The following is a 12,937-nucleotide window of genomic DNA, read 5'->3' on the forward strand; positions in this document are numbered from 1 at the left end:
GCGGAGCGTAGGGGCGAGAAGGGTGAAAAGGCGTAGGGGCGAGCATGGGAAAAGTGCTCCTCCGGCCGCGGAACGGTTCGCGTCCCTCCGTGTAGCGACAAGGGTCCCGCTTGTCGAAGACGACCGCTACGCTGCGCCGGAGCGGGAACCTCCCGCGGGTTGGGAACCCGCGGGAGGTTGGGGTTGGACGCGGGAGCGTCCACATCATTGCCCCCACGCGGAGCGTAGGGGCGAGAAGGGTGAAAAGGCGTAGGGGCGAGCATGGGAAAAGTGCTCCTCCGGCCGCGGAACGGTTCGCGTCCCTCCGTGTAGCGACAAGTGTCCCGCTTGTCGAAGACGACCGCAAGCGGGACGCTTGCGGCTACGCCTGCCACTTGAGGCTCTGGGCGACGCGGCGTGGCTCCGGCCACTGCAAACGGCTTCGCGGCCGGAGGAGCAGGAACCGCACCAGAGAGGATGCCACATTCAGGAAAGGCCATGAATCGCCAGATGGCGGGGGTGGGGGATGGCTCCGTCGGAAGCGGGTCGGTTGAGTCTGCGTTGCCTCTGTTGCGGAGTGTGGTCGGAGGCCAATGCCCCTGTGTCCAGTCGCAGGCGTTCCGGCTGTGGCGGCGTTTTCCGCACCAGGAAGTGCGCTGGGTCGCGAGCGCGGATTGACGCGCGCACGGTTGTGTAGTATCGTGTGGGGATGAAGCAGGAGGTGGCCCGGTGAGCCCCATGGTCGAGTGTGTGCTGAGGGAGTTGCGCCGGCGCTTCGAAGCTCTGTATGGCGAACGCCTGGTGCGCCTGGTGCTCTTCGGTTCCCAGGCCCGTGGAGATGCGGAACCGGGGTCCGACGTAGACGTGTTGGTGGTGCTCCGCGGCGCGGTGGAGCCGAGCGCGGAGATCGGGCGGACGATTGGGGATGTGGCCGCGGTGTCGCTCGACAACGACGTCGTCGTCGCCTGCGTGTTCGTGTCCGAAGAGGAGTTCCTGCGCGAGCGGAGTCCGCTGCTGCTCAACGTGCGGCGCGAGGGGGTGCTGGTATGACACCGGAGCAGCGGGACCTCTTGGTGCAGGCCCGCGAGAGTCCGGCCGCCGGCAAGGCGATGCGCGAGCTGGGCCACCACGGCTACGCGGCATCGAGAGCCTACTACACCATGTTCCACGTCGTCCAGGCGCTTCTGCTGGGGAAGGGTCTGGCCTTCTCGAAGCACAGCGCCGTGCATGCGGCGTTCGGCCAGCATTTCGCGAAGGCGGGTGTGGTGCCGGCCGACTTCCACCGCTACCTCATCCGCGGGATGGAGGCTCGGCACGCCGGGGACTACGGAAAGCCGAACGCGATCAGCCCGTCGGAGTCGGCGGAGCAACTGTCCCGCGCCCAGGATTTCCTGGATCTGGCCGGGCGGTTGATTGGGCCGCTTCCATAGGCCTTTGCGGCGTAGTGTACCGCCTCCGTCTTGGTGTCTGACACGCCATCCGGATTCCCTGAGGGACCAAGAGGCGACAGCGGTTCGAGCAGAGAGGGCCGTTGAAGGGGTAGGGGGGAGGGGAGGCTCCGAAGAGGAGAAGTGCTCCTCCGGCCGCGGATCGGTTCGCGTCCCTCCGTGTAGCGACAAGGGTCCCGCTTGTCGAAGACGACCGCTACGCTGCGCCGGAGCGGGAACCTCCCGCGGGTTGGGAACCCGCGGGAGGTTGGGGTTGGACGCGGGAGCGTCCACATCATTGCCCCCACGCGGAGCGTAGGGGCGAGAAGGGTGAAAAGGCGTAGGGGCGAGGATGGGAAAAGTGCTCCTCCTGGCGCGGATCGGTTCGCATTCCTCCGCGTAGCGACAAGCGTCCCGCTTGTCGAAGACGACCGCAAGCGGGACGCTTGCGGCTACGTTTGAGGCGCTGGGCGAGGCCGCGTGGTTCCGGCCACTGCAAACGGCTTCGCGGCCGGAGTAGCAGGAACCGCACCAGAGAGGATGCCACATTCAGGAAAGGCCATGAATCGCCAGATGGCGGGGGTGGGGTGGGGGATGGTTTTCGGAAGCCGCGCGCACGTGGTTCGCGTTCAAGAACTCCAGGCAGCGCAATCGCGTGGGAAAAAGCGCGTGAATTTGGCTTGAATGGCACTGGCGTTGCAAGTATAATGAGTCATTCAGCCCCGCGCTCCATGAGGGGTGCGGGCGAGGGGACCGTTTTTCCGTAACCCACGGGGCCCGAGCTCATGGCGACGCCGTTCTTCGAGAGCGTGAACGAAGTTGTGTCGGTGGGCATTTCGCTTGCCTCGCCGGACGAGATTCGGTCGTGGTCGTACGGGGAGGTGAAGAAGCCGGAAACCATCAACTACCGCACGTACCGTGCGGAGAAGGATGGGCTGTTCTGCGAGCGGATCTTCGGCCCGGAGCGCGACTGGGAGTGCTTCTGCGGCAAGTACAAGGGGATGAAGCACAAGGGGATCATCTGCGACCGCTGCGGGGTGAAGGTGACGCACAGCCGCGAGCGGCGACGGCGGATGGGCCACATCAACCTGGCCGCGCCCGTGGCGCATATCTGGTTCTTCAAGTCCATGCCCTCGCGCATGGGCAATCTGCTGGCGATGAAGGTGAGCTCGCTGGAGAAGGTGATCTACTTCCAGGAATACGTGGTGATCGAGCCGGGCGGCGCCGCGGTGGAGGGGATCCAGGAGAAGCAGCTCATCGGCGAGGACGAGTACCAGCGGCTGAAGGCGAAGTACGAGGACTTCGACGCCGACATGGGCGCGGAGGCGGTGCGCAAGCTGCTCCAGAAGCTGGACCTGGATGCGCTGTCGAAGGAGCTGCGCGCGGGGCTGGCCGAGACGAACTCGCAGCAGCGCAAGAAGGAGATCGTCAAGCGGCTGAAGGTGGTGGAGGCGATCCGGGACTCGAAGAACCGCGCGGAGTGGATGATCCTGGACGTGATCCCGGTGATCCCGCCCGATCTGCGGCCGCTGGTGCTGCTGGAGAGCGGGAACTTCGCGACGAGCGACCTGAACGATCTCTACCGCCGCGTGATCAACCGGAACAACCGGCTCAAGAAACTGCTCGACCTCCACGCCCCCGAGGTGATCATCCGCAACGAGAAGCGCATGCTCCAGCAGAGCGTGGATGCGCTGTTCGACAACGAGCGGTGCAAGCATCCGGTGCTGGGGTCGTCGAACCGCCCGCTGAAGTCGCTGACCGACATGATCAAGGGCAAGCCGGGGCGGTTCCGCGAGAACCTGCTGGGCAAGCGGGTGGACTACTCGGGGCGCTCGGTGATCGTGGTGGGGCCCGAGCTGAAGCTGCACCAGTGCGGGTTGCCGAAGAAGATCGCGCTCGAGCTCTTCCAGCCGTTCATCATCCGCCGCCTCAAGGAGGCGGGGCTGGTGGACACGATCAAGAGCGCCAAGCGCATGCTGGAGCGCAAGGACGAGGAGGTGTGGGATATCCTGGACGAGGTGATCCGCGAGCATCCCGTGCTCCTCAACCGGGCGCCCACGCTGCACCGCATGGGCATTCAGGCCTTCGAGCCGATCCTGATCGAAGGCAAGGCCATCCAGATCCACCCGCTGGTCTGCACGGCGTTCAACGCGGACTTCGACGGCGACCAGATGGCGGTGCACCTGCCGCTGTCCATCGAGGCGCAGACCGAGGCGTCGCTGCTGATGATGAGCACGAACAACGTGTTCTCGCCGGCCGACGGCCGGCCCATCATCACGCCGTCGCTGGACATCGTGCTGGGCTGCTACTACCTGACGTGCCTGCGGCCCGATTCGACCCCCGACGACCAGCTCCGGCGCTTCGCCACGACGGACGACGTGCTGGTGGCGCTCGGCTACGACGCCCTGCACTACCACAGCCGGATCCTCGTGAAGCTCCGCAGGCACGACCAGATTGTGGACCAGCACGGCCAGCTTAGCCCCTACAAGGGCGAGTACGTCCTCACCACCGCCGGCCGCGTCTTCTTCAACAGCAAGCTGCCCGACGGCCTGCCGTATTACAACCAGAGCCTCAACAAGGGCCGCCTCAACGACCTCATCGCCGATTGCCACACGATCCTGGGCCGCGGCGCCACCCTCGGCCTGCTCGACACCATCAAGGAGCTGGGCTTCCGGCACGCCACGCTGGCCGGGCTGTCCATCTCCACGCGCGACCTGCGCATGCCGCCCAAGAAGCAGGAGATCATCAGCAAGGCCGAGAAGGAAGTGGAGCACATTGACCGCCGCTACCGCAGCGGCGTGATCACCGACGGCGAGCGCCACAACCTGGTCATCGAGCGCTGGACCCACGCCAAGGACCGCGTGACCGCCGAGCTGATGGACGAACTCCGCAACGACACCGGCGGCGGCTCCGGCCTCAACCCGATCTGGGCCATGTTCGAGTCCGGCGCCCGAGGCAACACGGTGCAGATCACCCAGCTCGCCGGCATGCGCGGGCTGATGGCCAAGCCCTCCGGCAAGATCATCGAGACGCCCATCAAGTCCAACTTCCGCGAGGGCCTCCCTGTTCTCGAGTACTTCAGTTCCACGCACGGCGGCCGCAAGGGCCTGGCCGACACGGCCCTCAAGACCGCCGAGTCCGGCTACCTGACGCGCAAGCTGGCCGACGTGGCCCAGAACGTGGTGGTCACCATGCTGGACTGCGGCACCGTGGCCGGCATCACCAAGAGCGTCATCTACAAGGGCGACAAGGTTGACATCCCGCTGAGCCAGCTCGTCTATGGGCGCGTGTCGCTCGAGAAGGTGCTCGACCGGCGCACGGGGAAGCCGATCGTGAGCGAGGGCGAGCTCATCACCGAGCCGATCGCCGCCGCCCTGGAGGAGATGGGCTACTCGAGCCTGCGCGTGCGCTCGCCCATGATGTGCGAAGCCCCGCACGGCGTGTGCGCCAAATGCTACGGCATGGACCTCTCCACCGGCGAACTCGCCGAGGAGGGCCTGGCCGTGGGCATCATCGCCGCGCAATCCATCGGCGAGCCCGGCACCCAGCTCACCATGCGGACCTTCCACTACGGCGGCACGGCGGCCACCGGCTTCGCCGCCCCCGAGACCCGCGCGGACTTCAAGGGCAAGATCCGCTACTACAACCTCAAGACCGTCACCGACCGCAACGGCCACATTCTCGCGATGAACCCCACCGGCGCCCTCGTGCTGGAGGACGAGAACGGCAACGAGATCCGGCGGTACGAGGTCAAACTGGGCGCCACCCTGAGCGTCGCCGACGGCCAGATGGTGCCCGCGCGCACTCTTCTGGCCACCTGGGAGCCGCACTTCACCCCCATCCTCAGCGAGATGGGCGGCTTCGTCCGGTGCGAGGACATCGTCGAGGGCGAAACCGTCCGCGAAGAGGTGGACCAGCACGGCTCGCGCCGGCGCATCGTCATCGAGCACAAGGGCGACCTGCATCCCCAGATCGCGATCGTGGACAAGGATGGCCGCCCGCTGGGCCTCTACTCCATTCCCGAGAAGGCCCACATCATGGTCGAGGAAGGCCAGGAGGTCCACCCCGGCGACATCCTCGCCCGCACGCCGCGCGAAATCCAGCGCGTGCAGGACATCACGGGCGGCCTGCCCCGCGTCACCGAGCTCTTCGAAGCCCGCAAGCCGCGCGACCCTGCCATCATCAGCGAGGTCTCCGGCCGCGTCAGCCTCGGCGAGCGCAAGCGCGGCAAGCGCATCATCAACGTCACCAACGAAGAGACCGGAGAGGCCGTCTCCCACCTCGTCCCCCACGGCAAACACCTCACCGTGCACGACGGCGACTACGTTCGCGCCGGCGACCGCCTGGTAGACGGCCCGCTCGTGCCGCAAGACATCCTGCGCATCCGCGGCACCGAGGCCCTCATGGAATACCTCCTGCGCGAAATCCAGAGCGTCTACCGTTCCCAGAACGAAATCATCGACGATAAACACATCGCGATTGTCGTGGGGCAGATGCTCCGCAAAGTAAAAGTCGGCGACGACGTCGGCGACACCACACTGCTCCCCGGCAGCATCGTAGACAAGTTCCGCTTCCGCCACGAGAACGAGCGCGTCATCGCCAAGGGCGGCAAGCCCGCCAGCGCCACCCCGCTCCTCCTCGGCATCACCAAGGCCGCCCTCCAGAGCGAAAGCTTCATCTCCGCCGCCTCCTTCCAGGAGACGACCAAGGTCCTCACCGAGGCCGCCCTGGCCGGCCGCACCGACTACCTCCGCGGCCTCAAGGAGAACGTCATCCTCGGCCACCTCATCCCGGCCGGCACCGGCTTCCCCAAGCACTACCTCGCCGGCATGGAGAAGAAGCAGCTTGCCCAGCCCAGCGAGCCGCCCGACGGCGGCGACAAGGGCGCCCAGGCCCCGCCCCCCGGCGGCGGCGAGACCCCCGTCGAGAGCACCGTCTAGCACCCGCGAAAGGAACCCCAATGCCCACCATTCAGCAGCTCATCCGCCTCGGGCGCAAGCCCGTCCGCCGCAAGAGCAAGCGTCCCGACCTCGAGGCCTGCCCCCAGAAGCGCGGCGTCTGCCTCCAGGTCACCACCCGCACCCCCAAGAAGCCCAACTCGGCCCTTCGCAAAGTCGCCCGCGTCCGCCTCTCCAACGGACGCGAGATCACCGCCTACATCCCCGGCGAAGGCCACAACCTCCACGAACACTCCATCGTCCTCGTCCGTGGCGGCCGCGTCCGCGACCTTCCCGGCGTCCGCTACCACATCGTCCGCGGCCCCCTCGACGCCGCCGGCGTCAAAGAGCGCAAGCGCTCCCGCTCCAAGTACGGCTGCAAGCTTCCCAAGTGAACCAGCGGAGTCCCTGAATGGCCAAGAAGTTCGAGTCCACCGAACGCTTCCTCAAGCCCGACCCCAAGTACCACAGCTTCCTGGTCGGCAAGTTCATCAACTGCCTCATGCGCCAGGGCAAGAAAAGCACCGCCGAAGGCGTCTTCTACCGCGCCGCCGCCGTCATCGAAGAGCGCAACCCCGGCATCGAATTCCTCAAGTTCTTCGAAACCGCCATCGCCAACGTCAAGCCCTCCGTCGAGGTCCGCTCCCGCCGCGTCGGCGGCGCCAACTACCAGGTCCCCGTCCCCGTCAGCCCCAAGCGCCAGATGGCCCTCGCCTTCCGCTGGATACTCGAAGGCGCCCGCGGCCGCAAAGGCCGCCCCATGCACCTTCGCCTCGCCGACGAGCTCTCCGACGCCCACAAGCACGAAGGCCACGCCGCCACCCAGCGCGAGAACACCCACCGCATGGCCGAAGCCAACAAGGCCTTCGCCCACTACGCCTGGTGACCTGGCCCGCCGGCCATCGCCACGACACACACCCCCGCAGCGGCCCGAAAGGGCCGCTGCTTCGCTTTGGCCCGGTCGGCAAGAGCTACCCGCTGAGCGCGGCCACCAGGTCGGCCAACTGCGCCGGGCCAAGCGCCTTCATCCCCTTCTCAGGAACCTTCACGTACCGCCAGGAAACCCCAGTGAGCCGGCTCGCGTTCTCGCACCACAGCTCGGCCGCCCGATCCTTGTGCTGCACCGTAACGTCTTCCCGCCCTTTCGTCTCCAGCAGGTAATGCGTCGCATCCGCAGCCACCGCAACGAAGTCGGGCTCGTAGTACCGCAGATTGCACGCCGAATCCGTGTACTCGATGTAGAAGCCGAACGGCTCCGGGAGCTTGGCAAAGGCCTCCACGTCCTCCGCGTGCTCCAGGAACCTGGCGAACGCCTTCTCGAAGTCGTTGACGCACGGGACCAGGTTGAACACGGTCTTGGCCGCGGGGATCGCGAGGCGCGAGAAGGGGAACGGCGGCGTCTCGCTCAGCCGCCGCCCCGCGTGGAGCAACTGCGGCTTCTTCGCCTCAATCAGCAGGCCCCGAAGGGCCTCCCCGAAGACCCTGACGGTGACATAGTGCGCGACATTGGTGCTGATCGCCTTGATCACTGCCCCCTGAGACAGGTCCACTACGCGTCCGAACGCCTTCGTCGCGAGGAACTCGCGCACTTTGGGCACCAGCACGGCGAACTGCGAGGGCAGCTTGACCTCCTGGGCGATGCGCTGCGCGTAGTAGCCGATCACCTCTTCCGCCGTCTGCGGCTCAGGAATGTGGTATTCACGGTCCACCAGCTTCTCGAGGGTCAGGAGGTCCCTGCCCTCGTATCGGAAGCTGTGCGCCGAAGAATCGTCCGAGGCGAGCGGGAGCACGGGCGAGGCGAACCCCGCGACGTCCAGCGCGGCAATCTCCTCGCCCAGCGACTTCTTCCGCACGAGCACGGGGCTGAGCACCGGCAGCGAGATGTCCTTGTCCAGCTTCCCCGGATCGGGCAGGATCGTGACGATCCGCAGCTTGTCCTTGCCCACCTCGAACGTGTCGAGCTGCAACCCCTCCTCGCGCTCCAGGTCGGCCACGAAATCAATGAACGCCTTGTTGCCAATCACGTCCACCCGCTCCTGGTAGTCCGCAGCCAGGTCGCGGAACATGAGCCGCAGGCCGCGCCCGATGGTCTGCTCGGGCAGGATGTTGGCCTTGGCCGTGTACGGGCGCAGGCCCACCACCACCGTCACGTTATTCACGTCCCACCCCTCCCGCAGCATGAGCACGCTCACGATGCAGCGGATGGGGTTGTCCGGCTCGTCAATCTCGCGGACGGCCTGTCGCGCGGCATCCAGGTCGCTCTTCGACACCTCGCCCTTCGTGTCCGTGTGGATGACCTGTAGCCCCTCCCCAGCGAAATCCTCGGGGAACTTGCCGCGCAGCCAATCGCCTACCTCATTGGCTTCCTTTGTGCTGTTCAGCATGACGAACAGCACGGGCTTGCGGGCCAGCGGCGCAAGCTGGTCCCGGTACTCGCGCCACCGCTCCACCCCAGCCGTCAGGTAGGCCTGAAAACGGGTCGAGGCGATCTTGGACGGCTGTTCTTCGATTCCCCTGGTGATGCCCTTGATGGGCCGCTTCACTATCCCGTCCTGAATCGCCTGCTTCAGCGGGTAGTCGAAAACGGTCCAGGTGAAGAGCGCGCCCTTGCTGTGCCGGGGCGTCGCCGTGAAGTCGAGCTGCGCCGCCAGCCCGCCCGGCACCTCAGCATGGAGCCGGCGGATGACGCCGTTCCACTCGGAATCCTCGTCGTGGGTGTGGTGCGCCTCGTCGTTGATCACCAGCAGCGGCCCGCCGCGCGCGGCGAGCCGCACATCGAAGGGCTCGACCTGCATCATGTTCGCCGGCGGCCTGGGGCCCATCACCGCCGCCATCGGCGCAGGCTCATCGTCCCCCTTCTTGTCGGGCCGGTCGTAGAGCTGCTGGATGTTGGTGAGATAGAGCGCGCCCTGTGAACCCGCCCGCTCCCCCTGCTCGCGGAGGTAGACCTGCATCTCCCAGAAGATCTCAAGTTCAGGCGGAATGACCGGGTCGGCCTTGAAGATGCGCCCCTCGCCGAAGTCCTTCCGCAGCCGCTCGAAGACGATCACGTTCGGCGCCACGATCAGGAAGCTCTTGGCATAGTCGTCCCGCGGCTCGGCCACGGCGTTGAAGTACTGCCAGGCCACGGCGAGGGCCATCACCTTGGTCTTGCCGGTGCCCGTCGCCATCTTCACGCAGTACCGCGCGAAATCGTCGTACCGAAGCAATCGAAGGCTGTGGGCGGGGCCTCCGTGCCCCGCGTCCCCTGCCGCATAGGACTCCAGCAGCGCCTTCTGCCGCCGGGCGCCCTTGACCTCGTACAGGTAGATCAGGGTCTCGATGGCCTCGCGCTGAAAGGGGTGGTAGGCGAACTTGCGCCCGTCGGGCAGGCGGTGATCCGCGAGGAACCAGTGATTCAGCAGGGTGCGCGTTGTGCCGGTAATCCCCTCGTAGTTGCGCTCCCGCCATCGGGTCACCTCGGCCCGGATGCCGGCCACGCACGGGGCCATCGTGAGCGACAGGTCCGGGATCAGCGGCGTCTCGGCGCCTTTCCTCCCGCGCGGCATGGCTCACCTCGCTTCTGTTGCTGTGCCGCACGATCGCGCGGCGCCCTCAACTCGCCACCTGGAAGTCCACCCTCCGTGCCTCGGGCACGCGCCGCGAGGCGTCGAGGATCTCAATGCCTACGAGATCCCCCGCCGCATCGTAGTCCAGGATCACCCCGGGCTTCCCCTCATCGCTTTCCGCCACGGGGCCGGGCTTCAGCTCGACGGTCAGCGTGTCGGTGTGGGGATCGTAGACCACCTTCATGGGCGGTCCTCCTTCTGCTCCATTATCTGCCAACCGCGCCTGCTGCGCAAGCCGGCTTCTGCCGCGCCATTGTGGGCGGGGCCTCCGTGCCCCGCGTCTTCTCCTGCTTCTTTTCGCGGGGGACAGAGCCCCCGCCCACAGCAGAGCCACGCCCGACACAGGCTGCCTCACTCCCTCAGGTACTGGGTGGCAATCAAGCCCCGGAACCGCGGATTCGCCGTGGACCATGGCCAGTCTTCGGCGCGAGCGCACAAGCCCTTGCGCACCGGGTTCTCATGCACGTACTGGATCTTCGCCCAGCACCACTCATCGGAGCGCAGCCGGTGATCGTGGTACTCGTCCTGCCACACCTTGCCCACCCGGGGGCCGTACGCGCGGCGCACGGCATTCCACACCGCCCCGCTCAGCCCATGCATGACCTCCTCCAGCGAGCGCTCATGCCCCAGCACCAGCACCCAATGGAAATGGTCCGGCATCACCACAAAGCCCAGAGGGTACGCCAGCGAGCGTTCGAGGTGCCAATGGATGCTGTCCGCGATCCCTTGAGCAACGGGCGGTTCCGCCAACGAAAGCTGCTGGCCCGCCAGGCGGCACTTGGTAATCAAGTAACCCGCCCCGGGCTCCGAGCGTCGCCCTATGCGTAGGCTTGCCTCGTGCGGCAGCTCATTCATCGCCCTTCCTCTGCTGGCTGGCCCTTTATGGGCGGGCCTCCGTGCTGTGGGCGGGGCCTCCGTGCCCCGCGTCTTGCCTTCCCTCCTTTCGCGGGGGACAGAGCCCCCGCCCACAAAGAGCGCCAGCCTGTGGGCGGGACCTCCGTGTCCCGCGTCTTCTCCCGTGTGGGCGGGGCCTCCGTGCCCCGCGTCTTCTCCTCCCTCTCTTCGCGGGGGACAGAGCCCCCGCCCACAGTTCCGACCTCACCTCACCTTCACCTTCAGCGCCTTCGTCGTGTCGTTGCCCAGGATGTCAATCACCTTGACGACCACCGTGTAGTCGCCGGGGGCCTCGTAGGTGTGGCTGGCCTCCTTCTCGAGCCCCTTGCTCCTGCGCGTGCGATACGTCTGCCACTCGTTGTGGAACGTGTCGCCCTTGAAATCCCAGTCCACCGCCCAGTAGTCAACCCACTGCTCCCAGTGGCGCACGGCCCTTCGCACCTCCTCCGACACGTCGTCGGGCGGAATCACGAAGTCGGTCAAGGCCAGGGTCGCCTTGCGCTTCTCCACCTTCGTCGCCACCGACAGCGCGGCCAGCTCGAAGAACTTGATGTCCCCCTGCTCGACGGCCCGCGGATCCATCACGTCGCGCGGGATGCGCAGGAAGCGCATCTGTATCTTCGCCGCCGCCGCCTGCTGCTTCGCCATCTCGTTGATCTCGAAGGCGAACTCCCAGCCCAACACATCCACCGCATTCGTCGTCGGCGCGTCCTGGCCCGTGCCCACGGCCTTGCGGAACTCCGCCGCGATGCTCCGCACGTCGCTCAGGCTCACCGGCGCATCCACCGTGCCCACATGCACCATCCGCCCCTCCCGCACCCCGTGGAGCCACGAGTAGCCCTGCACCGGCTTCGCGTGATACAGCTTCAGGATGAACTCCGTATAGGCCCTCTGCACTTCTGCCCCATTTGTGGGCGGGGCCTCCGTTGTGGGCGGGGCCTCCGTGCCCCGCGTCTTCTCTTCTCTCTCCTCGCGGGGGACAGAGCCCCCGCCCACAATCTCAGACCCTTTGGCGTCTTCCGCGTGTTTCGCGGGCATTTCTTCATTTCCCATCCCGTCTCCCGCCTTGCTCGTCCGTTTCCCCTCTTCTGCCCCATTCGCCTGATTCGCGCGATTCGCGGTCCCCTCTTCTTCACTCCGCACTCCGCACTCCGCACTCCGCACTCCGAACTCCCCCGCCTGCCACGCCTGCCGCTCGTACTTCCCCAGGTTCTGCACCACGAACGGCCTCACCCCCTCGATCTGGAGAAGCCGCTTCCGCGTCGTGTGGATCGCAAACCGGCTCAAATCGCACGCGATCCACCGCCGACCCAGCTTCTCCGCCACCACCGCCGTCGTCCCGCTCCCGCAGAAACAGTCCAGCACCAAATCCCCCTCGTTCGACGACGCCTTGATGATGCGCTCGAGCAAAGCCTCAGGTTTCTGTGTGGGGAAGGTAACAGCTTCCTTGCCACCCTTCACCATCGGTATGTCTTGCCACAGATTCGCCAGTGGCACACCCTCTTGCTCATCCAGGTAAACCTTGAGCTTCGGTATGCCTGCCGAGTTCCAGAAGATCCTGCCCTCGGCCTCAAGCTGCCGCATCTTCTCGATTGTGTATGACCAGTGGCGGCCGCTACGAGGGCGAACCCCCTTCCACTCGTAATCCGCCTTTGTCCCCTTTCTGTCGCCCGGGGCCATCAGGTCCGAGAGCGCGTACCGCCGGCCGCTGTCATCTACATTGCCATACGCTTTTCTCAGCCTCTCCTCGCTGTAAGGCAGGAACTGCGGTACCCATGTCGGTTTCTCGCCCTTCGAGTAGAAGAGGATCGTGTCGGTTACCACCGCCAGCGTGGTCCCCGCCTTGTTTGAGTCTTTTCTCTTCCAGATTATCTCGCTCTGGAAACGGTCCACACCGAAGACCTCATCCAGTACCGCCTTCGCGTAGAAGCTCACATGCCAGTCGAGGTGCACATAGAGGCTCCCGCTCTCAGCCAAACACTCGTGCAAGAGCACAACAGTATGGTGGAACCACTCCAGGTATGAATCAAGTCCCTTCCCCCACGTATCCCGATATGCCTTCTGCTCGATGATGGAGGGTTCTTTGGTGAAG

General features: G+C 66.0%; 9 protein-coding genes. 5 read left to right on the plus strand and 4 right to left on the minus strand.

Going from position 1 to position 12,937, the window contains the following annotated elements:
* Positions 1–717 precede the first annotated feature (717 nt).
* From PLE19_22630 to rpsG, 5 genes are all read left to right on the plus strand, one after another.
* Positions 718–1,029 (plus strand): nucleotidyltransferase domain-containing protein, encoded by a 312-nt coding sequence (locus tag PLE19_22630; protein ID HPD17744.1) that lies wholly within the window; start codon positions 718–720, stop codon positions 1,027–1,029.
* Positions 1,026–1,409, plus strand: coding sequence for a HEPN domain-containing protein (locus PLE19_22635; protein ID HPD17745.1), 384 nt, complete (start codon positions 1,026–1,028; stop codon positions 1,407–1,409). The genes PLE19_22630 and PLE19_22635 overlap by 4 nt, the downstream gene beginning before the upstream one ends.
* Before the next feature lie 782 nt (positions 1,410–2,191).
* A complete protein-coding gene (rpoC, locus tag PLE19_22640; protein ID HPD17746.1) occupies positions 2,192–6,346 on the plus strand; it encodes a DNA-directed RNA polymerase subunit beta' in 4,155 nt (1,384 codons plus the stop codon).
* Between the two features lie 20 nt (positions 6,347–6,366).
* Positions 6,367–6,738: a 30S ribosomal protein S12 gene (rpsL, locus tag PLE19_22645; protein HPD17747.1), complete on the plus strand. Its 372-nt coding sequence runs from the start codon at positions 6,367–6,369 to the stop codon at positions 6,736–6,738.
* 17 nt (positions 6,739–6,755) lie between these two features.
* On the plus strand, positions 6,756–7,229 hold the full coding sequence (gene rpsG / locus PLE19_22650) for a 30S ribosomal protein S7 (GenBank protein HPD17748.1): 474 nt from the start codon (positions 6,756–6,758) through the stop codon (positions 7,227–7,229).
* Positions 7,230–7,314: 85 nt separating this feature from the next.
* Here rpsG and PLE19_22655 read toward each other — a convergent pair whose 3' ends face one another.
* The 4 genes from PLE19_22655 to PLE19_22670 form a co-directional block, all read right to left on the minus strand.
* Positions 7,315–9,891 (minus strand): DEAD/DEAH box helicase family protein, encoded by a 2,577-nt coding sequence (locus PLE19_22655; GenBank protein HPD17749.1) that lies wholly within the window; start codon positions 9,889–9,891, stop codon positions 7,315–7,317.
* A gap of 46 nt (positions 9,892–9,937) precedes the next feature.
* Positions 9,938–10,135, minus strand: a complete 198-nt coding sequence (locus tag PLE19_22660; protein ID HPD17750.1) for a DUF2283 domain-containing protein — start codon at positions 10,133–10,135, stop codon at positions 9,938–9,940.
* Positions 10,136–10,302: 167 nt separating this feature from the next.
* Positions 10,303–10,806: a hypothetical protein gene (locus tag PLE19_22665; protein HPD17751.1), complete on the minus strand. Its 504-nt coding sequence runs from the start codon at positions 10,804–10,806 to the stop codon at positions 10,303–10,305.
* Between the two features lie 243 nt (positions 10,807–11,049).
* A partial coding sequence (locus PLE19_22670) for a DNA methyltransferase (GenBank protein HPD17752.1) occupies positions 11,050–12,937 on the minus strand: 1,888 nt, incomplete at its 5' end.

This window comes from Planctomycetota bacterium (assembly GCA_035384565.1).
Taxonomy (GTDB): Bacteria; Planctomycetota; PUPC01; order DSUN01; family DSUN01; genus DAOOIT01.